Origin of the sequence: Paracoccus amoyensis, from assembly GCF_014490725.1 — a bacterium.
GTDB classification, from domain to species: Bacteria; Pseudomonadota; Alphaproteobacteria; order Rhodobacterales; family Rhodobacteraceae; genus Paracoccus; species Paracoccus amoyensis.
Genome location: NZ_JACOQL010000006.1, coordinates 30,167 through 51,010, shown reverse-complemented (window position 1 = coordinate 51,010; position 20,844 = coordinate 30,167). Strand labels below are relative to the sequence as shown.

General features: G+C 63.9%; 23 protein-coding genes and 3 pseudogenes. 14 read left to right on the top strand and 12 right to left on the bottom strand.

All coding sequences use genetic code 11. The features are described 5' to 3' along the window. Positions 1-10: 10 nt before the first annotated feature. The 5 genes and pseudogenes from arsJ to H4P12_RS17295 form a co-directional block, all read right to left on the bottom strand. Positions 11-1,270 carry an organoarsenical effux MFS transporter ArsJ gene (gene arsJ, locus H4P12_RS17315; protein WP_343069853.1) on the bottom strand — a complete coding sequence of 420 codons (1,260 nt, stop codon included), beginning with the start codon at positions 1,268-1,270 and terminating at the stop codon, positions 11-13. Next, positions 1,267-2,274, bottom strand: coding sequence for an ArsJ-associated glyceraldehyde-3-phosphate dehydrogenase (locus H4P12_RS17310; RefSeq protein ID WP_036702653.1), 1,008 nt, complete (start codon positions 2,272-2,274; stop codon positions 1,267-1,269). The genes arsJ and H4P12_RS17310 overlap by 4 nt, the downstream gene beginning before the upstream one ends. Positions 2,275-2,278: 4 nt before the next feature. Continuing rightward, positions 2,279-3,118 (bottom strand): metalloregulator ArsR/SmtB family transcription factor, encoded by an 840-nt coding sequence (locus H4P12_RS17305; RefSeq protein ID WP_036702652.1) that lies wholly within the window; start codon positions 3,116-3,118, stop codon positions 2,279-2,281. Positions 3,119-3,246: 128 nt separating this feature from the next. Next, positions 3,247-3,375, bottom strand: a pseudogene (locus tag H4P12_RS17300) (arsenical resistance protein ArsH); the annotation flags it as partial. Between the two features lie 241 nt (positions 3,376-3,616). After that, on the bottom strand, positions 3,617-5,980 hold the full coding sequence (locus tag H4P12_RS17295) for a heavy metal translocating P-type ATPase (RefSeq protein WP_223115876.1): 2,364 nt from the start codon (positions 5,978-5,980) through the stop codon (positions 3,617-3,619). Between the two features lie 100 nt (positions 5,981-6,080). Here H4P12_RS17295 and H4P12_RS17290 point away from each other — a divergent pair, with 100 nt between their 5' ends. The 5 genes from H4P12_RS17290 to H4P12_RS17270 all read left to right on the top strand — a co-directional run bounded on the left by H4P12_RS17290 (position 6,081) and on the right by H4P12_RS17270 (position 8,030). Then, the gene (locus tag H4P12_RS17290; protein WP_036702648.1) at positions 6,081-6,362 is read left to right on the top strand and encodes a metal-sensitive transcriptional regulator; all 282 of its coding nucleotides are present in this window, start codon (positions 6,081-6,083) and stop codon (positions 6,360-6,362) included. Next, entirely contained in the window at positions 6,362-6,685 is a 324-nt protein-coding gene (locus H4P12_RS17285) for a hypothetical protein (protein WP_136650133.1), read from the top strand. Before H4P12_RS17290 ends, H4P12_RS17285 begins: the two co-directional genes overlap by 1 nt. Positions 6,686-6,779: 94 nt before the next feature. Next, complete coding sequence (locus tag H4P12_RS17280; RefSeq protein ID WP_080621549.1) at positions 6,780-7,259, top strand: DUF411 domain-containing protein; 480 nt, start codon at positions 6,780-6,782, stop codon at positions 7,257-7,259. Positions 7,260-7,262: 3 nt separating this feature from the next. Then, positions 7,263-7,718 carry a c-type cytochrome gene (locus tag H4P12_RS17275; protein ID WP_080621548.1) on the top strand — a complete coding sequence of 152 codons (456 nt, stop codon included), beginning with the start codon at positions 7,263-7,265 and terminating at the stop codon, positions 7,716-7,718. 39 nt (positions 7,719-7,757) lie between these two features. Beyond that, the gene (locus H4P12_RS17270) at positions 7,758-8,030 is read left to right on the top strand and encodes a hypothetical protein (RefSeq protein WP_036721734.1); all 273 of its coding nucleotides are present in this window, start codon (positions 7,758-7,760) and stop codon (positions 8,028-8,030) included. A 28-nt stretch (positions 8,031-8,058) separates the two neighbouring features. Here H4P12_RS17270 and H4P12_RS17265 read toward each other — a convergent pair whose 3' ends face one another. The 4 genes from H4P12_RS17265 to H4P12_RS17250 are packed head-to-tail and all read right to left on the bottom strand — an operon-like array spanning position 8,059 to position 11,422. Beyond that, positions 8,059-8,709, bottom strand: coding sequence for a L,D-transpeptidase (locus H4P12_RS17265; protein ID WP_036702644.1), 651 nt, complete (start codon positions 8,707-8,709; stop codon positions 8,059-8,061). Positions 8,710-8,763: 54 nt separating this feature from the next. Next, positions 8,764-9,249, bottom strand: a complete 486-nt coding sequence (locus H4P12_RS17260; protein ID WP_036702642.1) for a DUF305 domain-containing protein — start codon at positions 9,247-9,249, stop codon at positions 8,764-8,766. A gap of 60 nt (positions 9,250-9,309) precedes the next feature. Beyond that, the gene (locus H4P12_RS17255; RefSeq protein ID WP_036702664.1) at positions 9,310-9,924 is read right to left on the bottom strand and encodes a DsbA family protein; all 615 of its coding nucleotides are present in this window, start codon (positions 9,922-9,924) and stop codon (positions 9,310-9,312) included. A gap of 13 nt (positions 9,925-9,937) precedes the next feature. After that, on the bottom strand, positions 9,938-11,422 hold the full coding sequence (locus tag H4P12_RS17250) for a multicopper oxidase family protein (protein WP_080621546.1): 1,485 nt from the start codon (positions 11,420-11,422) through the stop codon (positions 9,938-9,940). A 654-nt stretch (positions 11,423-12,076) separates the two neighbouring features. Here H4P12_RS17250 and H4P12_RS17245 point away from each other — a divergent pair. After that, positions 12,077-13,339, top strand: a complete 1,263-nt coding sequence (locus tag H4P12_RS17245; RefSeq protein ID WP_147101066.1) for a tyrosine-type recombinase/integrase — start codon at positions 12,077-12,079, stop codon at positions 13,337-13,339. 56 nt (positions 13,340-13,395) lie between these two features. Here H4P12_RS17245 and H4P12_RS17240 read toward each other — a convergent pair whose 3' ends face one another. Beyond that, positions 13,396-13,992, bottom strand: a complete 597-nt coding sequence (locus H4P12_RS17240) for a hypothetical protein (protein ID WP_187794884.1) — start codon at positions 13,990-13,992, stop codon at positions 13,396-13,398. A 493-nt stretch (positions 13,993-14,485) separates the two neighbouring features. On the opposite strand from H4P12_RS17240, the gene H4P12_RS17235 reads away from it, so the two are divergent. From H4P12_RS17235 to H4P12_RS18895, 8 genes and pseudogenes are all read left to right on the top strand, one after another. Beyond that, the gene (locus H4P12_RS17235) at positions 14,486-14,746 is read left to right on the top strand and encodes a helix-turn-helix transcriptional regulator (RefSeq protein ID WP_147101045.1); all 261 of its coding nucleotides are present in this window, start codon (positions 14,486-14,488) and stop codon (positions 14,744-14,746) included. Beyond that, on the top strand, positions 14,743-15,006 hold the full coding sequence (locus H4P12_RS17230; RefSeq protein WP_223115875.1) for a hypothetical protein: 264 nt from the start codon (positions 14,743-14,745) through the stop codon (positions 15,004-15,006). Before H4P12_RS17235 ends, H4P12_RS17230 begins: the two co-directional genes overlap by 4 nt. Next, positions 15,003-15,437, top strand: a complete 435-nt coding sequence (locus H4P12_RS17225; RefSeq protein WP_187794883.1) for a VRR-NUC domain-containing protein — start codon at positions 15,003-15,005, stop codon at positions 15,435-15,437. Before H4P12_RS17230 ends, H4P12_RS17225 begins: the two co-directional genes overlap by 4 nt. After that, a complete protein-coding gene (locus H4P12_RS17220; RefSeq protein WP_187794882.1) occupies positions 15,434-16,444 on the top strand; it encodes a helix-turn-helix domain-containing protein in 1,011 nt (336 codons plus the stop codon). The genes H4P12_RS17225 and H4P12_RS17220 overlap by 4 nt, the downstream gene beginning before the upstream one ends. Continuing rightward, entirely contained in the window at positions 16,441-17,133 is a 693-nt protein-coding gene (locus H4P12_RS17215) for a hypothetical protein (protein WP_187794881.1), read from the top strand. The genes H4P12_RS17220 and H4P12_RS17215 overlap by 4 nt, the downstream gene beginning before the upstream one ends. A gap of 407 nt (positions 17,134-17,540) precedes the next feature. Beyond that, positions 17,541-18,793 (top strand): annotated as a pseudogene (locus H4P12_RS17210) (site-specific DNA-methyltransferase). Between the two features lie 4 nt (positions 18,794-18,797). Next, positions 18,798-19,307: pseudogene (locus tag H4P12_RS18900) on the top strand (DNA cytosine methyltransferase); the annotation flags it as partial. Positions 19,308-19,509: 202 nt separating this feature from the next. Beyond that, complete coding sequence (locus tag H4P12_RS18895) at positions 19,510-19,929, top strand: hypothetical protein (protein ID WP_246449359.1); 420 nt, start codon at positions 19,510-19,512, stop codon at positions 19,927-19,929. Here the strand turns inward: H4P12_RS18895 and H4P12_RS17200 are convergent. Together H4P12_RS17200 and H4P12_RS17195 are read right to left on the bottom strand one after the other, a co-directional pair. Then, positions 19,908-20,438: a DUF3489 domain-containing protein gene (locus H4P12_RS17200; RefSeq protein ID WP_166331129.1), complete on the bottom strand. Its 531-nt coding sequence runs from the start codon at positions 20,436-20,438 to the stop codon at positions 19,908-19,910. The two genes, H4P12_RS18895 and H4P12_RS17200, sit on opposite strands and share 22 nt — an antisense overlap. A gap of 97 nt (positions 20,439-20,535) precedes the next feature. Further along, entirely contained in the window at positions 20,536-20,763 is a 228-nt protein-coding gene (locus H4P12_RS17195) for a hypothetical protein (RefSeq protein WP_187794880.1), read from the bottom strand. Positions 20,764-20,844: the final 81 nt, after the last annotated feature.

The window sequence follows — 20,844 nt, the reverse complement described above, 5'->3', positions numbered from 1 at the left end:
CTCCAAGCAATCAAACGAGCCTGAGGCGACGCGCGGCAAGCCAACTGGCAAGCGCCATTACCCCGGCGGTCGCAAGGCAGAGCGGCAGCCCACCAAGCTGAAAACTGACGCCCGAGAGTAAAGTCCCGATCAAGCGGCCCGCAGCGTTGGCCATATAATAGAACCCCACGTCGCGTGTGATCCGCTCGGCCGATCCGAAGGCGAGGATCAGGTAGGAATGTACGGAGGAATTCACCGCGAAGATAAAGCCGAAGACCAGAAGCCCCACGACCAGAAGAATTGTAAGCCAAGGGGCGGGTCCACCCGCGACCAACGCGGCAAGGGCCAGCACGAACGGCACCGGCACGAGGAGACCGGACCAGAAGACCGCCTTGTTGACCGTCTCAGCCTCGGGTTGTCCTTTGCCCCCCAACAGGCGCGGTGCGAAACCCTGCACAACGCCATAGGCGATGATCCAGAGCGCCATGAAGCCGCCGACAAGGAAAAAGGCCTCGCGCCGTCCCTCGGCGGTCCCGTCCGACAGCACCGCCTGGAAATAGACCGGGATGCCCACGACGAACCACACATCGCGCGCCCCGAACAGGAACATGCGCGCCAGCGACAGGCGGTTGACGCGGATGTCCTTCGACCGCCAGCCGGACCAGCTTTCGTCGGATTTCATCCGCCCGGGCAGACCCGCAGGCAGAAACAGCACGACCGCGAGCAAGATCACCGCCAGTACCGCCGCCATGCCCCAGACGGCGGCGTCGAACCCTGCAAGGCCAAACAGCGCCGCACCCAGGAAGAAGCCGAAACCCTTGACGGCATTCTTCGATCCGGTCAGAGCCGCGACCCAGCGGAACAGCCCCCCGTCCTCGGTCGGGGCCAGCAGTTTCACCGCAGATTTCGACGACATCTTGGCCAGATCCTTGGCCACGCCCGAGACGCCCTGCACCGCCATGACGAAGGCGACCGAGGCCGCAACCGACCAGGCCGGGTCAAGCTGCGCCAGGGCGACCAGCGCCCCGATCTGCAGCGACAGCCCGCCGTAAAGCGTCGCCGCCAAGCCGAACCGCGCCGCCAGCCAGCCTGCGGCAAGGTTGGTCACGATGCCCGCGACCTCATAAAGTAGGAAAAGCCAGGCCAGTTGCACGGGCGAAAAGCCAAGCGCGTTGAAATGCAACAGGACCAGCATCCGCAGCGCGCCATCCGACAGCATGAAGGCCCAATAGGCCGCCGTCACCGCCGCATAGGCGCGCAAGGGGTTCGCAGAGGCAGTCACGTCGCTCACATCGCTCCCGCAACCATGCGGGCGATATCGGCCAGTCGGCAGGAATAGCCCCATTCGTTGTCATACCAGGCGTAGATTTTCACCTGCGTGTCATTGATCACCATGGTCGACGGCCCGTCGATGATTGACGAGCGAGGATCATTGGTGAAATCGCAGGACACCAGCGGCCGCGTCTCGAACCCCAGAATGCCCTTCAGCGGCCCTTCGGCGGCGGTTTTGAACAGGGCGTTGACCTCTTCGGCGGTTGTTTCGCGCTCAACCTCGAACACGCAGTCGGTCAGTGACGCGTTCAGCAGCGGCACGCGCACGGCATGGCCGTTCAGGCGGCCTTTCAGTTCGGGATAGATCAGCGTGATCGCGGTGGCCGAACCTGTGGTTGTCGGGATCAGGTTCATCAGGGCGGACCGCGCGCGGCGCATGTCCTTGGCAGGGCGGTCGACGATGGTCTGGGTGTTGGTCACGTCGTGGATCGTGGTGATCGAGCCATGCCTGATCCCAAGGTTCTCGTGGATCACCTTGACTACCGGCGCGAGGCAGTTCGTCGTGCAGGAGGCCGCCGTCACAAGGTTCTGCGATCCGTCGTAAAGATCATGGTTGACACCGTAGACAAGGTTCAGCGCCCCGCCGTCCTTGACCGGGGCAGAGACGACGACCTTCTTCACCCCGGCGGCATAATAAGGCGCGACCTTGGCCGCTGTCTTGAAGACGCCTGTGCAATCGATCACCAGATCGACACCAAGCTCTGCCAGCAGCAAAGCCTCGATGGTCTTCTCATGGGTCAGCCTGATGCGTTTTCCGTTCAACTCCAGCGCACCCTCGGCGGCGGCAACCGGCGTGCGCCAGCGACCATGGACCGAGTCGAACTCCATCAGCAACGCGTGCTGTTCGGCGTCGCCGACAGGATCGTTCAGCAGGACGATGTCGCCACCTGCGCCTGTATCGATAAGGTCGCGCAAGACAAGTTTGCCGATCCGGCCAAGGCCGTTGAGGGCGATACGGGGCATGATCTCAGTCTTCCTTGAGGGCTTCGGTGTCTATGTCGTCGACGCGGTTTTGCAGCGATAGCCGGTTAAGGGTTGCGAAGGGCAAGGAAATGAACGTTTCGATCCTGCGACGCAGCGCACCATAGGTCTGGGCGAATACCAGTGCCTTTTCGGCGTCGGTACCCATGGCTTTTACCGGGTCCGGCAGGCCCCAATGGCCGGTAATCGGCTGGCCGGGCCATGGCGGGCATTCCTCGGCGGCGGATGTGTCGCAAACTGTAAAGACGAAATCCATGACGATGGAGTCAGGCTGCTGGAACTCGGACACATGCTTGGATCGCAAGCTTGAGGTGTCATGGCCATTTCGCTCAAGCACCTCCAGCGCGAAGGGATTCAGCGCAGTATTGGGGCGGGTGCCGGCCGAAAAGGCCTGAAACTTCCCTTTGCCAAGATCGCGCAACAGGGCCTCGGCAAAGATCGAGCGGGCGGAATTTCCTGAACAGATGAAGAGCACGTCGAAGTCGGTATCGTCCATGGCGGGATCCTTCTGAGCCGACAGGGAGGGAGAAATGAGGTCAGGTCGGGCGCGGCCTACGTCTAGCGCGAGATAGTCGATCAGCGCCTCGGTGAGTTGGCGGTTCGCGGAGTAGAAGAGTGACCGCCCTCGCCGTTCGACACTCGCGAGCCCTGCCGACGCAAGGTCCGAGAGATGGTGCGACAGCGTATTGGCCTTCAGACCTAGCGCCTCGGCAATCTCGGTCGGGCGCACGCCACGCGGGGCAAAGCGCATCAGCAGCCTGAAGACGGCGAGGCGGTCAGGGTGACCGAGGGTGGCGAATGCATGGGCGGCGCTGTTTTTTTCCATAATTCCGGAATACAGGAATTAACAATGCTGTCCAGTGAAGTTTTTATGACGCAGCCTGATCGGGCCACTCCATCCATTCGCGCAGGCTCACCCCTGCGGACTTCTGCGTCCACCGGTCGCAGTGTGCACTAGGTCGAGGCCGAGAGATTGACCCGCCGCGTCAGGGCCTCCGCGCTTTCCTTGCGCTCGGAGAAGCGATCAACAGGATAGTCAGCCCGGTCGCGGGTCAGCAGGGTGAACTTCATCAACTCCTCCAGCCACAGCGGCAGGCGAACGGGATGGCGGCCAGTACCGGGATCAAGTCCCCTCAAGTGAGGCGGGAACGGCTTCAATGCAATCGGCGCCGCCCAAATCGAGCGCGACACATGAACTCAACGGGGAGGGGGAAACCTTGGTCAAAGGCCAAGTATTGCAACTATGTCGAGCATAGGCGCCACTGATGGTGGGAGTTTCAGATCTTCGCAATGCTGTCTTTGCAATGTTACATGGCCTGCTGTGTCACAGATCGACCCGTTTCAGCCGTAGCGCGTTGGCGATGACGGACACCGAGGACAGCGACATGGCCGCCGCCGCGATCATCGGCGACAGAAGAAGGCCAAAGATCGGATAGAGCAGCCCCGCCGCCACCGGGATGCCGGCGGCGTTGTAGATGAAGGCGAAGAACAGGTTCTGGCGGATATTGCGCATGGTGGCCACGGCAAGCTTGCGGGCGCGGACGATGCCGGTCAGATCGCCGCCCAGCAGGGTCAGCCCGGCGCTTTCGACCGCCACATCGGCGCCGGTGCCCATTGCGATGCCCACATCCGCCGCCGCAAGGGCTGGCGCATCATTCACCCCGTCGCCCGCCATGGCGACCTTGTCCCCCTTGCCGCGCAGCCCGTCGATCAGGTCCTTCTTACCCTCGGGCAGCATCCCGGCGCGGACCTCGTCGATGCCCAACCGGCTGGCCACGGCCAGCGCCGTGCGTTCATTGTCGCCGGTTGCCATGATCACCTTGATTCCCAGATCATGCAGGTCACGTATCGCCGCCTCGGCCGTTGGCTTGATCGGGTCGGCAACGGCGACAAGCCCCGCCAGCCTGCCATCCAGCGCCACGAACATCGCCGTCTTGCCCTCGCCGCGCAGGCGGTCGGCGGTCTCCTCGCCCGTGTCGCAGTCGATGCCAAGCGACGTCATCAGCGCGTTATTGCCAAGCGCCACATCGCGTCCATCGACCTTGCCAATCACCCCCTTGCCGGTTACGGCCTCGAACTCCTCGCCATTGCCAAGGCTCAGCCCACGCGCCTTGGCACCCTCGACGATTGCCTCGGCCAGCGGGTGTTCGGAGGCGCGTTCCAGCGCGGCGGCGGCGGCCAGCAACTCATCCTCGGGCACATCGCCGAAGCTGGTCACATCGGTCAGTGCAGGCTTGCCTTCGGTCAGCGTGCCGGTCTTGTCGACGATCAGCGTATCGACATCGGCCATCAGTTCCAGCGCCTCGGCATTCTTGACCAGCACGCCGGCCTGCGCGCCGCGTCCCGCTGCCGTGGTGATGGAAATCGGCGTCGCCAGCCCAAGCGCACAGGGACAGGCAATGATCAGCACCGAGACCGCAGATGCGACGGCAAAGACATAGGACGGGCTGGGACCGAAGATCAGCCAGACGACAAAGGCCGCGATGGCGATCACCACCACCGCCGGCACGAAGATTGCCGAGACCCGATCAGCCAGCCCCTGAATCGGCGCCTTGGACCGCCGCGCCCCGGCCACCATCTGGACGATCTGCGACAGAACCGTATCGGCGCCGACATCTGTGGCGCGGATCGCCAGCGTCCCGTTCTTGTTGATCGTGCCGCCGGTCACGCGATCGCCCTGCACCTTCTCGACCGGCACCGGCTCGCCCGTGATCATGCTTTCGTCTAAGGACGACCGCCCCTCGACCACCTCGCCATCCACCGGCACGCTGTCTCCGGGACGCACGCGCAAGAGATCCCCGGCCACGATGTTTTCCAGCGGCGCGTCATATTCGCTGCCATCGGGCAGGATGCGCCGCGCCGTCTTGGGTGCCAGATCCATCAGCGCCCGGATCGCATCGCCGGTGCGTTCCCGCGCCCTGAGTTCCAGAACCTGTCCGACAAAGACCAGGGCAACGATGACCACGGCAGCCTCGTAATAGGTGCCGACCATGCCGCCCATCCGGTATTCTTCGGGAAAGATGCCCGGCAGGAAGGTCGCAAACAGCGAATAGAGATAGGCCGCGCCGACCCCCAGCGAGATCAGCGTCCACATGTTCGGCGAGCGGTTTTTGAAGGAATCCAGCCCGCGCTGAAAGAAGGGCCGCGCCGCCCACAGCACGATGGGCGTAGCCAGCAGGAATTCCAGCCAAGCGGCGGTGCGGTGCCCGATCCAGTCGCGGACCGGAATGCCCACCATCTCGCCCATGGTCAGGATCAACAGCGGCACGGCGGCGGCCACGCTGACCCAGAGCCGCCGGGTAAAATCGGTCAGTTCATGGCTGGGCTCGTCCGAGGGAATCATCGGCTCCAAGGCCATGCCGCAGATCGGGCAGGCGCCAGGTTCGTCGCGGACGATCTCGGGATGCATCGGGCAGGTCCACTGCGTGCCTGCCGGGGCGGATTTTTCGACCTTGACCGCCGCGCCCGAGGCGTAGAACCACGGATCGCCGTCGAACTTCGACTGGCAACCGTCCGAGCAGAAATAGAAGATCTGTCCCTCATAGTCGCGCTGGCGTGCCTCGGGCTTGATCGTCACCTGCATGCCGCAAACCGGGTCGATGGCCTTACCGGGATCAGCCTGTGCCGGTGCGCCACCGTGTGTCCCGTGATCGTGCTGCCTATGCGAATGATCGTGCTTGTGGTCCATGACTCTCTCCCGGCAGATACCTATAGGGGGTATATCAGACTTGCTCTATACCCCTTGAGGGTATAGCACAAGCTGCAGATGTTGAAGTTCGGAGCCCTCCTTGGCGCATGACAAGCAGAACCGAGACGCGATCCTGAAGCGGCTTTCCCGCCTGAACGGTCAGGTGCAGGGCGTGTCGCGCATGGTCGAGGACGGGCGCTATTGCGTCGATATCCTGAACCAGACCGCCGCCATCCGCTCGGCCCTGCGCGGGGTCGAGCGCCTGTTGATCGAGGATCATGCGCGAAGCTGCATGGAAGACGCGATCCAATCTGGCGATCAGGACCGGCAGAGGGTGATGTTCCGTGAGGTGGTTGAATTGATGGACAAGGTGCGCGACTGATGCGGTTCCTGCTGTCGGCCCTGCTTGCTGTCATGCTGGCGGTGACGATGCCGCTGGCCCTGACCGGCGCCGCAACGGCGGAAGCGTCGCAGACGGCCTCGATAGCCGAAACATCCGTGCCGCCGGCCGCGCATGAATGCTGTACCCCACAGCCGGACTCTCAGCATGGCGACTGCACAGCCTGTGCCGCCATCGGCCATGCCGAAGTCACGCCGAACGCGGCCCGTTTGCCACGCCGCATCCGGCACATTCCCGCGTTGCAGGATATGAAATCCGCCAGGCCGCGTTTGCCGCTGCCCCCTCCGCGACCCGTTGCTCTCTGACGCCGCCTGGCCCGATGGGCCTGCAAGCTGATCAATTGCGCCACGAGAGGGGCGAATGCCCCTACGGCGCGCAATATCCTGAAGGACATCAGATATGAGCAATCCCAATTTCTCGCGTCGCGGGGCGATCCTGGCGGTCGCGGCGATGCTGTCGACAACCTCTACCCTTGCCTTTGCCGCCACCGGCTCGGACGAAAAGCCGAACCTGCTGAGCATCACCAAGGACCCCGGCTGCGGCTGCTGCGGCGCCTGGGCCGATCTGGCCATCGAGGCGGGGTTCGAGGTCGAGACGACCGAAACCAGCGATTATGTCGGCATGAAGCGTGACGCCGCTGTGCCCGAAAACCTGTGGTCCTGCCACACGACCCGGATTGGCGGCTATATCGTCGAGGGCCATGTGCCCTTCGCGGCCATCAGGCAGCTTCTGGAACAGCGCCCCGATATTACCGGAATCGCCGTGCCGGGGATGCCCGCCGGATCGCCGGGAATGGGCGGCGGGGTCGAGGCCACCGCCGAGGTCATCGCCTGGGGCGGCATTGCCGGCGATGGGCGCGCCTTTCCGCTGGACGGGTAGCAGATGACGCGCAACGCACTCATCCTCGTCGCAGCGGCCGGTCTGGCCGCTGCGATCCTGATACTATGGCGCGGCAGCGGGGCCACTGAACCATCCACGCAGGATCAGGCCGTCATCGCGCTCGGCCAGCGGCTCTACGCCGAAAACTGCGCCACATGCCACGGCGCCGATCTGGAGGGCCAGCCGGACTGGCAGACCCCGCTCGCAAATGGCCGCTATCCGGCGCCACCGCATGACGAGACCGGCCACACATGGCATCATGCCGACGCGCTTCTGGAACGCATCATCCGCGACGGCACCGCCGCCGTGGTCGGCGATGGCTATGAAAGCGACATGCCCGGCTTTACTGATGTCATGAGCGATGCCGAGATTACCGCCGTTCTGGCCTATATCAAATCCACCTGGCCGGAACGCGAGCGCGCGATCCAGAGCCGCATCACCAAGGACAGCGCGCCATGACCTCCCGGCGCGTCACCACCATAGCCTAGGAGTTTCCCAATGCAGATAAGAACCGCCGCAATCGCCCTGACGCTGCTTGTCCTTGCCGGATGCGCGGCCCAGAGGCCCGATATCGCCGCCGAGGAAGCCTCGCCCTATCCGATCCCGAACGAGGTCGTCGCCATTGCCGGCCCTAACCAGGACCTGACCACGGCGCGCCTCGACCCGGCGGATGACTGCTATTGGTACTACCACGCAGGTCCGGTCGAAACGACGCTGGTGCCGCTGCGGGCCGCGAATGGCAACCAAATCTGCAACGCAAAACCGGTCTGACCCATCAGGATCGCCGGAGGGCAGCAGACTAGCTTATCGCCGTCACGCTGCCTTCCGGTGAATAGAGATAGGCGGTCGAACCGATCTGGACCCGCGGGTAGAGCCCGTTGATATGGGCCATGACCATGCGGACGCAGCCGGAACTGGCGCGGCTGCCGATCGAGGTCGGAAACGGCGTACCGTGAATGCGCAGATAGGTATCGCGGTCGCCGAGGTAGAGGTAAAGCGCGCGCGAACCCAGCGCGTTCTGGGGGCCGGGCTCGACGCCACCCTCAAATTGCGCATAGATCTCGGGCTCGCGCTTGATCATGTTCCGTGTCGGGGTCCAGTGCGGCCATTCGACCTTGCGCTTGATCGTATAGGTGCCCGGCTCATACAGATCGCCCCGGCCGATAGCGACGCCGTAGCGCATCGCCGTGCCACCCTCTTCGATGTGGTAAAGGTATCTTGCCACGGCATCGACATGAATATCGCCCGGCACCAGACCATCATTCGCGACGATCCGCTGCGGCAGGAAGCGCGGATGCAGACCCCAGGGATTGGGGCCACCGGCTTCCACCTCGGCATCCCAGGCGGCCTTCTGCGTCGCGTCGGGCCAGGTCGATGCCATTAACGGATTGGCAGCGGCAGCCGAGAACAGGGCGGTTGTCGTCCGAATGAAATGTCTGCGTGTCAGCATGTGATTGCTCCTCATTTATTTCTAACTTGAGAGAATGTGGTAAATGCAGCGAGTTCAGCGCCCATCTACCTCTGGCGTCGCCGCAGGTCCGCCTTCCAGATCGGCGATCAGCGCCTTCATCTCGGCGATTTCCAGCGTCTGGGCCTCGATGATGCTGTCCGCCAGCGCCCGCACACGAGGATCCGAGATATCGGCACGGGTGGATGTCAGGATCGCAATCGAGTGATGCGGAATCATCGCCTTCATCCAGGCGGTGTCGTCGACCGTTGCCTGACTGCGAACCAGAAACAGGCCGAGGGCAAATGCCAGAATTGAAAGGCCCGCGACGATCAAATTGGCACGCGGATTGCGGTACATCCCCAGCATGAAGGCCAACATGATCAGAGCCATGGCGCCGCCCATATACAGCGCCATCCACATCCGGGTCTGGCTGAAAAAGACATGATCCATCGCCCAGGTGTTCAGATACATCAGCCCGAACATGATCATCGTCGAGGTAGCGATCATCGCCGCGAAACGGCCATAGCTTCCGCCGCTCATGCTTCCGTGGCTCTTGTGTCGATCAGAATGATCCATAGCATTGTCCTTTCTTGAAATTTGTCAGTTCCGGCGCGAGGCCGCGACCAGTTCGGCCAATTCGGATGAAGAAATGGCGCCAAAGCGTGAATCCGATCCGGCGATGAAGGTGGGCGTGCCGACAAGCCCCATCGCCTCGGCCAGCGTATTGGACTGCTGGATATGCTGAGCAATCTCCGGGCCGTTCATATCGCGCTGCAATTGCTGCGTGTCTAAACCCATGGATCGCGCAACACGCAGGACGCTGGCCCTTTCGGCCCGGGGTTTCTGACTCATCAGGGCGCGATGAAAGTCGGCGTAGCGGTCCTGCTTGCGCGACGCCAGCGCCGCGCGGGCCGCGAAAACCGAACCCTCGCCGAAGACCGGCCATTCCCGCATCACCATCCGCAAGCCGGAATCGGCTCCTAACACGGCATCCACCACCGGCATCATCGCTCGGCAGAATTGGCAGTTATAGTCGAAGAACTCGATCAGAGATGCGTCGCCGTCTGGATTACCGAAGATCGGTGCATTCGCGTCGTGCTCAAGCTGCCTGCGGAATTCGGGTGGAAGCGAATGACCAGCCCAAGATAGGCGCGGTGCGATGGCCATCGCCGGTGCGGTAAGGGCCAGGGTCAGGATCATGCGTCGCTGAAACATCATGTCACTCCCTTCACGCCGAGACCGCGAACGTCGTCATCATGCCGCTGGCAAGATGCGGCATGTGGTGACAATGCAGCATCCATTCCGCCGCCTCGCCCGCATCCAGCGCCACCGTGACCATCGACATGGGCGGCACATATACCGTGTCGCGCAATGCACCGGAAAACCGTCTGCCATTGATCGCGACGACCTGGAAATGATGGCCATGCAGATGCATGGGATGACCCATCATCGACATGTTGTGGAACATGATCTCGACCCGCTGACCCGACTTAGCCCCGACGGGCACGCGTTCCTCGAACACGCGGTCATTGATGGTCCAGCGATAGGGCTGCATCTGCCCACCCAGCATCACCATGGGTGATGCATCGGCAACTCGTTCCGTCAGCGGAGCAACGGCCCGCAAGGCGGCTTCCTGCGCAAGGTCAATATCGAATGCAGGTGCCGCATCGTCGGCCATTCCGAGAATGACCGGCACGATGGCGCCAGCGGTCGCAAGGATCAGGCCGGTTCGTTCATGCGCCCCCTCGCGCAGCGCAAGGATTGGCCACGCGCCGCCGCCTGCGGGCAGGTCAATTTCGATATCCAGGCGCTGCCCCATGGCAAGACCGAAGCGCGTCCCCGGCAAAGGCTGCACCGGCTGGCCATCCACCGCCACAAGCCGCCCCGGAACCTCACCGCTGTCGATCCAGAACACCGTGGCAGCAGCCGCATTGATGATCTGCAGCAGGACCCGGCCACCCTTTTCTACCCGCACAACTTCCGGGTCGCTCAAGGTGCGGTCATTCACCAGATAGGCATCGAAATCGAAGTCGTTCAGGTCCATCTGCATCCCGGTCATGCCGGGCATGGACATGCCGCTCATTTCCGACATCCCATTCATGGCCATACCGCTCCCCATGTCATGACCGGCTGGTTGCGACATTTCGGCTTCGGCGGCCTCGTCATGCCCCTTTCCCGAGCGGATTTCGTCCAGCACCTCTTCCGGCGGGCGGAAGGAAAAATCATGCAGGAACATGGTGACCTCTTGCCGATCAACTCGCAGATCCTCAGGGCGGCGGACGATCAGGGGTGCGGCCAGCAACTGCATCTCCTGAATGGGCACATGGCTGTGCATCCAGTGCGTGCCTGCTGCGGCCTCAAAATCATAGGCACGCGTCTCTCCTGGCTTCAGCAGCGGCATCGGCATATCGGGAACGCCGTCCTGCGCGTTCGGCGGGATCTGTCCATGCCAATGAATGATCGTCGGCTCGGTCAGATCATTGGTCAGGTCCAGCAGGAAACGCTGGCCCGGATCCAGAATAAGCCCGGGTGTTCCGTTGCCGTTGATCAGCCCGAAAACCGTGGCGGCGCGGCCATCGATGTCAAGCGTGCGCGTCGTTGCCTGCAATGCCAGCGCGGCTGGCTGAGCAAAGCCTGCGCGCGGGATGGCAAAAGCTGCGGCCATGGCAGCGGATGCGGTCAGAAAGCCGCGGCGATTCAGTGTGCAAGTCATATGAATAATCCATCAGACCCCGTAGGGCGAACCATGTTCGGCACCTTGAAAGGTGCGGCAAGCAAGTGTTCAGATGGATTTCGGAGGGCGGTATCCGGGGCCGACCAGAAGGCCCTCACGTGTCTCCGATATAGAGTGCCATTTCAGCGAATGCTCTGTCTCAACAGGCGCAAGTTGCGCGGCAGCAAGCCAGGGCGTAGATGTGCCGACACATACAATCGCACAGGCATCGGTCATATCGTGCCGAGAGGTTTCCCCCGGAGAGCCGTGCTCATGCCCGCCTTTGTCACCGGGATGGCTGATCGAAGCGACAACGTGATCGGCCGACAGTCCGGCTGTGCCAGCACTTTGCCCATGCTGCGTCACGCCCGCGAACACGAGCAGGACAACAAGCAGAGAATATATCGCGCGGCACATCATGTGGTTGAGTTGGAACCGATGAAACTAGCTTGACAATACGCAGGACAGGCTCTCGTTGCAATTCACGGTTTAATCAACAGAGGGTGTAGGTTTCTCCCTTCAGAGCCATTGACCGGCAGCCCTCCCCCGAGGTTCTGCCACCTTCCGCCTCCCCGCCGGTCTGACCGGCGATGTATGACTTGCCATGCGCGCGAGGCTGAGCCTCATGTGGGATGCAAGTCGGAGGCACTGGGCATGGTGAAGCGATTGAGGTTGAACGAGAAATCGGTGCGCGAGGCGGCACCGGAACCGGGCCGGGACTATCAGATCTTCGACAGTGAGGTGCGGGGATTTGCCATCTGCATCTACCGTTCCGGAAACCGGGCCTTCACGCTGGATTACCGACATGCCGGGCGGCAGCGGCGGATGACGCTGGGGCGATGGCCGGAATGGTCGACGGCGGCAGCGCGGGAACGGGCGAAGGAATTGCGCCGCGACATCGATGCCGGGGGCGATCCGCTGGGCGCGAAGGAAGACGGGCGGGACGCGCCGCGCTTCAGGGATCTCATCGAGCATTATTCCGAGGTGCATCTCCCGAATCTGGCGAAGACCAATGCCTCGGATCAGCGGTCGATGCTGACCAAGCTGGTGGGGCCAGAGTGGAACAACAGGCTCGTCACCGAGATCACGCCCTATGACGTGGAAAAGCTCCTGAACCGAATCGCGGAGGGGCGCGCCCGCCCGCACAAGGCCAAGCCGAACAATCGTGCCCGAAAGCTGCAGGGGGCGAAGCCGACGCCGGTGCGTGCCAATCGTGTCGGCGAGGTGCTGCGCAAGATGTTCACCTATGCGCAGAGCTGGGGCTGGCGCGAGGATAATCCGGCTTCGGGCTTCCGCCGCCGCATCGAGAATCCGCGCGAGCGGTTTCTGTCGCAGGAGGAGATCCGGAAACTGGCATCGGCGCTGGACGCGGCCGAGGATCGCCGTGCGGCGGATATCATCCGGCTCTGCATGCTGACCGGGGCGCGGGTGGGCGAGGTCCGGCAGGCAAGGTTCGAGCATTTCAACCTCGAACATCTCAGCTGGTCGAAGCCCGCCAGCATGACCAAGCAGCGGAAGATCCACAGGCTGCCGATCTCGGACGAAGCGGCTGCCATCGTCCGCCAGCGCCAGCTGCTAGTGCCGCGCGGCTGCCCGTTCCTTTTTCCGGGCGATGTGCCGGGCCAGCCGGTCAAGGAAATCCGCCGCTTCTGGCACCAGATCCAGAAGCAGGTCGGGATCGAAGATGTCCGCATCCACGACCTGCGCCACACTTTTGCCTCGCTTCTGGTCAGCGGCGGTGCCTCGCTGGAAATGATCGGCAAGCTGCTGGGTCACAGCCAGACCCAGACGACGGCGCGCTATGCCCATCTGATGGATTCGCCGCTGCGGGCGGGTGTCGATGCTGTGGCCAGCGCCTTCCGGCCAAAGCCGGTGCTGGTGCATGAAGCCGAAGAACAGGCGCGCAGGAGCGCCTGATCGTTGCTGCGACCGCGCTGGGCGGCGTGATGAATGGATCACGATCACACACCGCTCTATGCATCCTCCTGCAGCGATTTCCAGATCGGCCCCAGCCTGCGCCGAATGGTGCTTTCGTCCGGCACCTCGCCATTGCGGGACTTTTCGGCAAACCACGCCTGCGCATCCGCGATCCATTCGGCCTGCGTCGCCGGAAGGCCGTGGAAATGAACGCGTCTGATCAGGGCGACATAGAGCCCCTCCCAGTCGTATCGTGACGGTGCACCGCCAGGATCGGTCCAGCGGTTCGCCATGCCATTCAGCAGTTCGAACTGATAGACCTCATCGGCCAGAACCATGAGATCGGCCAGTTCGACCTGAATGTGATCCGACGGGTCGGCGATCATAATCCAGCCTTCCTGCCCCGGTATGCGGATACGGCGGATGCTCCGAGAGGCCTGTCCATTTTCCCAGCGCCGGAACATGCTCAGGATATCGGCAACCGGCACGACGACCAGACCTGCCAGCACCTCGCCACCCTGTTCGATCGGTTCAATCGCGGTGACGATGTCGAGCTTGCCGGCAATCGCCCATCCAGCCAGATCGTAGGGGCTGCAATCCCAGCGGATCGTCACCTCCTGAACCGTGAAAAACGCGCGCTGCGGCAATGTCATGATATCTGCTCTCCCTGCTTTCGGCGCCCGGCGGCCCGTGGTTCAGGCCGCTGGCTTCCGGCTCATTGACCCCGCGCCCGGGCACAGCTCCGCCATTCGCGGAGTCACGAGGAACTCCGCGTTGATCGACCGCATCGGGCGTGATTGGGCGGATTTCTTCACCACCGGAGCGCGATTTGGCAAGAACATTTGGCTGTGGAAAACGAACTCTTTGTTCTTGACATGTTCCGGGGCCAGCAACGGCAGAAACTGTTAGCGGCAACCGGCAGAACCGGTTCTGCCGGTTGTGGTTTCGACGGCTTTCGACGGCGTTCAGACCCGGCGCCGAATCACTGTCCTTCGCCCTGAGTTACGCCAAACCCAGCAAAACATGGGGTGGCATAACCTCCGGCGAGGTTACGCCACCTTCCGCCTCCCCGCCGGTGCTTTCGATGTGATTGTTCTTCTCCCCGTCAGCGGCCCGGTCCGGGCGATGCGAGAAGGAGACAAGAGCATGACACAACCCATGAGTGCGGAACCGGTAATCGAGCCGCGCCTGCTGCGCGGCTGGATCAGCCGCTATGACCTGGCACAGGAACTGGGCCTGACGGTCGACACGCTGGGGCGTTGGGAGCGTCGGCGGAAAGGTCCGGCCTGCGTCCGCGCCGGTCGCAAGATTTTTTACCGGATGAGCGTGGTTCAGGACTGGCTGCAGTCACAGGAAATGCCGCGGGTCACCGAAACGAAACCCGGCAAGGCGCGGGGGCGGAAATGAACGTCATGTCCCCGATCCCCGATACCAGCGCCATCAGCGACGTCGATGCGTACTGCCCCGCGGACTGGCCCGCCCAGCGCCTCGCCGAGGCGCGCGGCATTGTCGCCGATTTCGTCCAGCACCCGGACAGCCTGATTATCCTCGCCTGTCGCGCCATCGCCGCGCATAGCCCTGACCCTCGGGAAGGACGCGAGGCGTTGGCACTGGCCGGTCTTCTGATCTGCGTGTCTAAACGCAAACCGAAAGGCGGTACCGCATGACCCGCCGCACACCTGAAGCCGATATCCAGCGCGCCATCGTACACACATTGCGGATCGTCCTGCCCCGCGATGCCATCATCCACCACTCGGCGAACGAGGTCGGGTCGGGCGGCAAGGCAGCCCGCCAGCGCCAAGCGATCCTGACCGGCATGGGCGTCTTTCCGGGCTTCGCCGATCTGATCGTCCTGACCGGTGGTCAGGTGCTGTTTCTGGAGGTCAAAAGCCCCTCCGGCCGTCTCAGCCCGGCGCAGAAGGCCTTTCGCGACATGGTGAAGGCCCAGGGCTTCGGTTGGGCGCTGGTCCGCTCGATCGAGGACGCGCTAGACGCGCTCGCGGATCACGGCATCACCACCCGCGTCCAGGCGCAGAACCCGCGCCGGAGGGCCTGCGCCAGCGCCAACGCCTCGACGTCCCGGAGGACCTGCGCATGAGCCATTTTGCGACCAACTGGGCGATCCTGCAGCGCGGGTTGAAGCCTGCCACCAAGATCGTGCTCTGGCATCTCTGCGACCGTCACAACCCCGATTTCGGTTGCTTCCCGACCCAGGCGCGGCTGGCAACCGATTGCGAGATCAGCCGCTCGGCCCTGAACGACCATCTCCGCAAGCTGGAACTGGCCGGTCTGATCCGTCGCTGCGCCAGCGTCGATCCGGTGACAAAACGCCAGCAGCCGACCCGCTACATTCTGGGGTTCGAGGACGGGTTCGACGATCCGAATTCGGACCCGTCTCCGGAATTCGGACATGGCGATTTCCCGGGTTTTTCGGGCGGTGATCCTGACGGCGAAACACGCCAGATGTCGCCCAATGCAGTGAACCTGTGTCCGGAAACTGGACACGGAGCCGTGTCCAGATTTCGGGCAAAGCCGTGTCCGGAAAATGGCGATTTCCGTGTCCGGAATCCGGACACTAACCCTGTAAGAGAACCATTAAGGGAACCAGTAAAGGAGGAGGAGGACGCGCGAGCGCGCGATGATCGATTTGAGGAGTTTTTCGGCAAGTTGCTCGACGCGCTGGGTTTCGACACCAATGCCGGCCTTCCGGGCTGGTGGCAGGGCTGGCCACCGAGAGAACACGTTCGACGCTGGATCACCGATCTCGGCCTGACAGAAGACCGGATCGTCGCGGTCGCCCGGGACAGCCGCAGCACCCACCCCAATCCGCCGGACGGACCGAGGGCGCTGGACCGGGCCATGGAACGGGCGGCAAGGAACGCCGGGGCCACGAAGCCCGCTGAGGGCGATAAGCGCCGCAAGCGCAGCGGCAAGCCTGCAGACGCGCCACGCGCCAGCATGGACGAGATCGTGGATTTCTACGCCGGGCTGGTGAACGGGGATGGCTACCTGCCCTCCAACGCCATCTCGAACACCGTCCGCAGTGCCATGCTGGAGCGCGGGCTGGTGACGGCCGAACGGCTGCGAGAGCGGGGCGTGGCATGAGCATCTATTCTCGCTTCCCGAACGGGAACACCAGCACCCGCCGCGCGCTGGGCGTCCAGCAGGTGCTGGAATGGGCCTTTCGCACCGAGAAGGCGCGGCTGGAGCTGCCGGAACCTCCCGACCCCGAACGCGACGAAGGTCTGGGCTTCGGCCTCGAATACGTGCTGATGCAGCGGGCCGCGCTGGGCTGTCGCATCGACGGGGGCCGCTACAAGCCGGACAGCTCCGCCCACGAGGATGCCGAGGTCATCGCCGCCTGCGTCGCGGGCCTACCGACGTCGCTGGGCGGCACTCGCATGGCGATCCGCATCGCGGAACTGACCCGGGCTGGGATGACACCCGACTGGATGCCCGGCGCTGTGCCGCGCTGCGTGCCGGTCGAGATGAAGCGCAACCAGCATGGCGAACGCTCGATCACCATCCCGGTCGGCACAACGCGTGTGCTCTCGCGCGGCAAATGGCGGACGGTGGAACTGCGGGCCTGCCCGGTCACCTGGTCACCGCATCCCGACCAGATCGCCGCCGCGCATCGGCACTACGAGCACTGGTGGCTGGCGCTGGACTGGGTGCGGCAGGGTCTGCGCGACGGCGGCATGCTGCGAAGCATCGACGTCACCGATGCCATGCCGAAACGGCAACCGTGGGCGCGCCCGACGGGCCACGAACAGATCAGCAACAAAACAGTTTGACATTCGTGCCCGGGTTGACTCATAACCCAAGCATCGAAGACGAGCGCCCGGAGAACAGACCTTCTCAGGCGCTCTTCCGGTCAGATCCTCCAGCCCTACCCCTGTGCAATGGTTCCTCCCCGGCGCTGTCCGTATTCGGGGGGGCGCAGCGCGGAAGTTTTCCAGCGTCAGGCGTTTTCACCGGGGAATCCAGGCGGAATCCACCTGAGCCACACGAGCGCCGTTTCGATCAACAAAACAAGGCCTTAAGAACCTTCGCGGGGTGGATTCCTGCTGGATTCCGAGGTGGATACCGGAAGCCACTTCGCGGAAGCCAGGACCGGGATCCAGCACGGCGGAAGCCAGCGGAATCCAGGCGGGATCCACCCGGCCCGAAGCCACCTAAAACCACAGGACGACCCTGCCCCATGGACCTCGCCTTTGCGCCGCGCCAGATCGAATTCTGGCCGATCGAGCGCCTGCGCCCCTATGCCCGGAACGCGAAGATGCACGGGCCCGATCAGGTGGCGCGCATCGCCGCCAGCATGGCCCGCTTCGGCTGGACCGTGCCATGCATGGTCGGCGACGATGGCGAGCTGATCGCGGGCCATGGCCGCGTGCTGGCGGCGACGGAGCTGGGCCTGAATGAGGTGCCGGTGATCCGGCTCGGGCATCTCGACGAGGCCGAACGCCGGGCCTACCGCATCGCCGACAACAAGCTGACCGAACTCGGCGACTGGGACGAAGCGCTGCTGCGCGACGAGGTGGCTGGCCTGCTCGCCGATGACTTTGACCTGTCGCTGCTGGGATTTGCCGAAGACGAGCTGGAGGCGCTGCTGCAGGATCCGGATCTCGGCGATGACGGCGCCGCCGAGGGCGAAGGCGATGTCCCGGAACCGCCTGCCGAACCCGTCTCGGTGCCGGGCGATCTCTGGCGGCTCGGGGCCCACCGGCTGATCTGCGGCGACAGCACGTCGGCCGATGTGGTTGCAGAGCTGCTGGGCGATGTCCGCCCGCTGCTGATGGTCACCGACCCGCCCTATGGGGTGGACTACGACCCGGCTTGGCGCAATGCCACGGGCGCATCGGCGACCAAACGCACCGGCAAAGTCCTGAATGACGACCGGGCTGACTGGCGCAGGCCTGGGCGCTGTTTCCGGGCGATGTCGCCTATGTCTGGCACGGCGCGCTGCATGCCACCACCGTCGCCGACAGCCTGATCGCCGCCGGGTTCGATATCCGCTCGCAGATCATCTGGGCCAAGGACCGGCTGGTCCTCAGCCGGGGCGATTATCACTGGCAGCACGAACCCTGCTGGTATGCGGTGACGAAACGCGGCAAAGGCCATTGGGCCGGTGATCGCAAGCAGACCACGCTGTGGCAGATCGCCAATCGCGATCAGGATGCCGAGACGGTGCACGGCACGCAGAAGCCGGTCGAATGCATGCGCCGCCCGATCCTGAACAATTCCAGCCCCGGACAGGCCGTGTATGAACCCTTCATGGGTTCCGGCACCACGCTGATCGCCGCCGAGACCACCGGCCGGGTCTGCTACGGCATCGAGCTGAACCCCGCCTATGTCGATGTCGCCATCACCCGCTGGCAGAACCTGACCGGGCAATCCGCCATTCTTGATGGCACCGACAAAACCTTCGACGACCTGACCGCCAACCGACGCTGAGACCATGAATGACCTGGCTTTACCTGCCCTCGGACGCTGTTCCGGGGCCGACGACACCTGCCTCTTCGGGCTTTCCCTCTGTTCAGGCGCGGGCGGGATCGATCTCGGCCTCACCCTTGCCCTGCCCGGATACCGAGCTGTGGGCCATGTCGAGCGGGAAACATATGCTGCGGCCACTCTCGTGGCGCGGATGGCGGACGCGGCCCTGGATCAGGCTGTTATCTGGGACGACATTGCCACATTCGACGGCAAGCCTTGGCGCGGCGCGGTGGATATCGTCTCTGCGGGCTATCCGTGCCAGCCGTTCAGCGTGGCGGGCAAGCGAAGGGGTGCCGAGGATCCGCGCCACCTCTGGCCGCATGTCGCCCGCATCATCGGCGAGGTCGAGCCGCCCTTCGTCTTCCTTGAAAACGTCGCCCATCATCTCCGCCTCGGCTTCCCCGAAGTCGCCAGCGGACTGGTCGGCATGGGCTACCGCCTTGCGGCAGGATTGTTTACGGCGGCGGAAGTCGGCGCGCCCCATCGTCGGGAACGCCTGTTCATCCTCGCCATCCGGGAAGGCGACGACATGGCCGACCCCGCGCGCCTGCTCCGGCACCCGCTCAAGTGGCGGGAACCGGACGGAGATGCTGCGCCTCTGGCCGACAACCCGGGCCAGCGCCAACGAGAACCGGCAGACGAGACCGACGCCGTCGCAGGCAGCGGGCAGGCACGGGATGAACCTTGCGACAACAGCGGCGCAATGGCCGACCCCGCTGGCGACGGATGGCAACAAGCCGAGCACGGGCAATCGCAAATCGGCCGATCTGACCCATGCGGCGGGCATGTGGATGACGCCCACGGCGCGCGATCACAAGGACGGGGCGACGACGCTGGCGAACACGCCGGTGAACGGCCTGCTTGGCCGCCAGGTCCTCACGACGCAGATGGCTGGTCCCGATACCTCCGATCAGCGCCGGACCTTGAACCCGCTATTCGTCGAGGCGCTGATGGGCTGGCCAACAGGGTGGACAGGCTCCGCCTCTGTGGCAATGGCGTGGTCCCGCTGGTTGCCGCGCATGCGCTCAGAACTCTGGCGTATCAGCTGCTGGAGGATGGATGACGCGGCGCCGGATCAGGAAGAACTCAGCTTATAGACCCGACCCCGTTCGGCGAGTTTCTCGGAGGTCACGGTTAGGCCCAGCTTCTTCTTCAGCGATCCGGAGATGGCACCGCGAATCGAGTGGTGCTGCCACCCCGTCGCCTCGGCGATCTCGGCGATACTCGCGCCTTCAGGGCGCTGCAGCATAGCGATCAACTGCGCCTGTTTCGTGCCGGGGCGCTGGGCAGCGGCGATGGCTTCGGGCTTGGCGTCCCGCAATCCCGCCATGGTCCTGACCACCACCGGTTCGATGCCGATGGCGTCCAGCCCGGCCTCGGTGGCGATCAGCGTCGTGCCGTGCCCGTCACCGGTCTCGCGCCAGAGGGGCTCGTCGCGCCGGAGATTGGCCTCGACCTCTTCGATCCAGCCGAGCTTGATCATCCGGCCGACGGCCATCTTCGCCGCCGCGCCGTGCAACCCCTCGGGCAGCGGCAGGGCGAGATTTCCCGGCCGTGCGCTGGCCCGGGTCAGGATCAGGGTCTGGGTGTCGGTCATTTTCGTCATGACGGGCTCCGTGCATCGCCGCCGCAGGTCGCGGTCGGCTTCTACGGAGCCGGGCCCCGCTACCGGCGGGGTTCAGCGGTCGATATCCGCAGTGGCGTCAGGCGGCGTGTTCGCCCTCACCGAAGGCAAAATCGCTGATCTGCTTCAGCAGGTGGGCCTGATATTCGAGGCTTCCGACGTGACCCCAGTTCACCCGCTGTGGATCGGCGCCGAAGTGGTCCTCGCTGAAGGTCTGCAACCGGGCCAGCATGGCGTCGATTTCCGCTTTCTTCGCGATGAAGGCGGCAAGGGCGGCGTCATTGGTGCGGGCGGTCTGGCGGGTCATGTCGGTCTCCGGTGCAGCGTTTCGTTGATGCAGCATCGCTCCGGGGCGTCCTGAAGTGTAGAGAATTCGGAGCAATAACAG

Excerpts from the sequence above, each read along its gene's own strand:
- H4P12_RS17310 (WP_036702653.1), bottom strand. The coding sequence starts at position 2,274 with ATGCCCCGTATCGCCCTCAACGGCCTTGGCCGGATCGGCAAACTTGTC.
- H4P12_RS17305 (WP_036702652.1), bottom strand. The coding sequence starts at position 3,118 with ATGGAAAAAAACAGCGCCGCCCATGCATTCGCCACCCTCGGTCACCCT.
- H4P12_RS17295 (WP_223115876.1), bottom strand. The coding sequence starts at position 5,980 with ATGGACCACAAGCACGATCATTCGCATAGGCAGCACGATCACGGGACA.
- H4P12_RS17285 (WP_136650133.1), top strand. The coding sequence starts at position 6,362 with ATGCGGTTCCTGCTGTCGGCCCTGCTTGCTGTCATGCTGGCGGTGACG.
- H4P12_RS17280 (WP_080621549.1), top strand. The coding sequence starts at position 6,780 with ATGAGCAATCCCAATTTCTCGCGTCGCGGGGCGATCCTGGCGGTCGCG.
- H4P12_RS17275 (WP_080621548.1), top strand. The coding sequence starts at position 7,263 with ATGACGCGCAACGCACTCATCCTCGTCGCAGCGGCCGGTCTGGCCGCT.
- H4P12_RS17270 (WP_036721734.1), top strand. The coding sequence starts at position 7,758 with ATGCAGATAAGAACCGCCGCAATCGCCCTGACGCTGCTTGTCCTTGCC.
- H4P12_RS17265 (WP_036702644.1), bottom strand. The coding sequence starts at position 8,709 with ATGCTGACACGCAGACATTTCATTCGGACGACAACCGCCCTGTTCTCG.
- H4P12_RS17260 (WP_036702642.1), bottom strand. The coding sequence starts at position 9,249 with ATGAGCGGCGGAAGCTATGGCCGTTTCGCGGCGATGATCGCTACCTCG.
- H4P12_RS17255 (WP_036702664.1), bottom strand. The coding sequence starts at position 9,924 with ATGTTTCAGCGACGCATGATCCTGACCCTGGCCCTTACCGCACCGGCG.
- H4P12_RS17250 (WP_080621546.1), bottom strand. The coding sequence starts at position 11,422 with ATGACTTGCACACTGAATCGCCGCGGCTTTCTGACCGCATCCGCTGCC.
- H4P12_RS17245 (WP_147101066.1), top strand. The coding sequence starts at position 12,077 with ATGGTGAAGCGATTGAGGTTGAACGAGAAATCGGTGCGCGAGGCGGCA.
- H4P12_RS17240 (WP_187794884.1), bottom strand. The coding sequence starts at position 13,992 with ATGACATTGCCGCAGCGCGCGTTTTTCACGGTTCAGGAGGTGACGATC.
- H4P12_RS17235 (WP_147101045.1), top strand. The coding sequence starts at position 14,486 with ATGACACAACCCATGAGTGCGGAACCGGTAATCGAGCCGCGCCTGCTG.
- H4P12_RS17230 (WP_223115875.1), top strand. The coding sequence starts at position 14,743 with ATGAACGTCATGTCCCCGATCCCCGATACCAGCGCCATCAGCGACGTC.
- H4P12_RS17225 (WP_187794883.1), top strand. The coding sequence starts at position 15,003 with ATGACCCGCCGCACACCTGAAGCCGATATCCAGCGCGCCATCGTACAC.
- H4P12_RS17220 (WP_187794882.1), top strand. The coding sequence starts at position 15,434 with ATGAGCCATTTTGCGACCAACTGGGCGATCCTGCAGCGCGGGTTGAAG.
- H4P12_RS17215 (WP_187794881.1), top strand. The coding sequence starts at position 16,441 with ATGAGCATCTATTCTCGCTTCCCGAACGGGAACACCAGCACCCGCCGC.
- H4P12_RS18895 (WP_246449359.1), top strand. The coding sequence starts at position 19,510 with ATGAACCTTGCGACAACAGCGGCGCAATGGCCGACCCCGCTGGCGACG.
- H4P12_RS17200 (WP_166331129.1), bottom strand. The coding sequence starts at position 20,438 with ATGACGAAAATGACCGACACCCAGACCCTGATCCTGACCCGGGCCAGC.
- H4P12_RS17195 (WP_187794880.1), bottom strand. The coding sequence starts at position 20,763 with ATGACCCGCCAGACCGCCCGCACCAATGACGCCGCCCTTGCCGCCTTC.